2 protein-coding genes are annotated in these 1,446 nt (G+C 72.0%); both read right to left on the minus strand.

Going from position 1 to position 1,446, the window contains the following annotated elements; all coding sequences use genetic code 11:
• Nucleotides 1–173: iron chelate uptake ABC transporter family permease subunit (locus tag R6V09_RS53110; RefSeq protein WP_317888552.1), on the minus strand; the 173-nt coding region annotated here is incomplete at its 3' end.
• A gap of 16 nt (nucleotides 174–189) precedes the next feature.
• Nucleotides 190–1,320 (minus strand): tRNA 2-thiouridine(34) synthase MnmA, encoded by a 1,131-nt coding sequence (gene mnmA / locus R6V09_RS53115; protein ID WP_317888551.1) that lies wholly within the window; start codon nucleotides 1,318–1,320, stop codon nucleotides 190–192.
• Nucleotides 1,321–1,446: the final 126 nt, after the last annotated feature.

Here is a 1,446-nt window from a genome sequence, read left to right on the forward strand (position 1 = left end):
CGGGTCATCGTCTGGAACACGGCCCCGGAGACCCCGAACGCGATCCCGACCAGCAGCCCGACCAGCGCACGCGGCAGCCGCAGATCCTGTACGACGATGACCGTGCCCGCGTCGCCCGAACCCCACATGGTGGACCCGACCGTTCTGGCGCCACTGCTCACGGAGTTCTTCACACGGTGACCCCGGGGGTCACGCCATCGCCGACGCCACCCGCGCGGTCGTCGCGATCGTCGCCGACCCCACCACGCGCGTGCCGTCGTACAGGACGATCGCCTGGCCGGGGGCCACGCCCCGTACCGGCTCGGTGAAGGACACCTCCAGGGTGCCCTCGACGAGTTCGGCGGTGACCTCGGTCTCGCCGCCGTGGGCGCGGAGTTGGGCGGTGTAGGTGCCGGGGCCGGTGGGGGCCGTGCCGCACCAGCGGGGGCGGACGGCGGTCAGGCCGCTGACGTCCAGGGCGGCGGCCGGGCCGACTGTCACCGTGTTGTCGACCGGGGAGATGTCCAGGACGTAGCGCGGCTTGCCGTCGGCGGCCGGGGTGCCGATGCGCAGGCCCTTGCGCTGGCCGATGGTGAAGCCGTACGCACCCTCGTGCGAGCCGACGACCGTGCCGGACTCGTCGACGATGTCGCCCTCCGCCTTGCCCAGGCGGTTGGCCAGGAAGCCCTGGGTGTCGCCGTCGGCGATGAAGCAGATGTCGTGCGAGTCGGGCTTCTTGGCGACCGCGAGGCCGCGGCGCTCGGCCTCCGCGCGGATCTCGTCCTTCGTTGTGATCGTGTCGCCGAGCGGGAACAGGGCGTGCGCGAGCTGCCTCTCGTCCAGGACGCCGAGGACGTACGACTGGTCCTTGGCCATGTCGGAGGCGCGGTGCAGTTCGCGGGTGCCGTCGTCGTTCACGATCACCTGGGCGTAGTGGCCGGTGCAGACGGCGTCGAAGCCGAGCGCAAGGGCCTTGTCGAGGAGCGCGGCGAACTTGATCTTCTCGTTGCAGCGCAGGCAGGGGTTCGGGGTGCGGCCGGCCTCGTACTCGGCGACGAAGTCCTCGACGACGTCCTCGCGGAAGCGGTCGGCGAGGTCCCAGACGTAGAAGGGGATGCCGATGACGTCGGCGGCGCGGCGGGCGTCCCGTGAGTCCTCGATGGTGCAACAGCCACGCGCGCCCGTGCGGAACGATTGCGGGTTCGCGGAGAGCGCGAGGTGGACGCCGGTCACGTCGTGGCCGGCTTCGGCGGCGCGGGCGGCGGCGACGGCGGAGTCCACGCCGCCGGACATGGCGGCGAGTACGCGGAGGGGGCGGGGGCGCTGCGAGGTCTCAGTCATAACCCTTCCAGGGTACGGGTCGCCGGGAACCGGGACCCGCGAGTATCCGTTGAAGATCGCATGGGGGATGCGAAGGACGACGGGGAAGCGAAGGGCCGGCGGCCCGGCAGGCGCGCGCTGCTGATC

It is taken from the genome of Streptomyces sp. W16 (genome assembly GCF_033194735.1).
GTDB lineage: Bacteria > Actinomycetota > Actinomycetes > Streptomycetales > Streptomycetaceae > Streptomyces.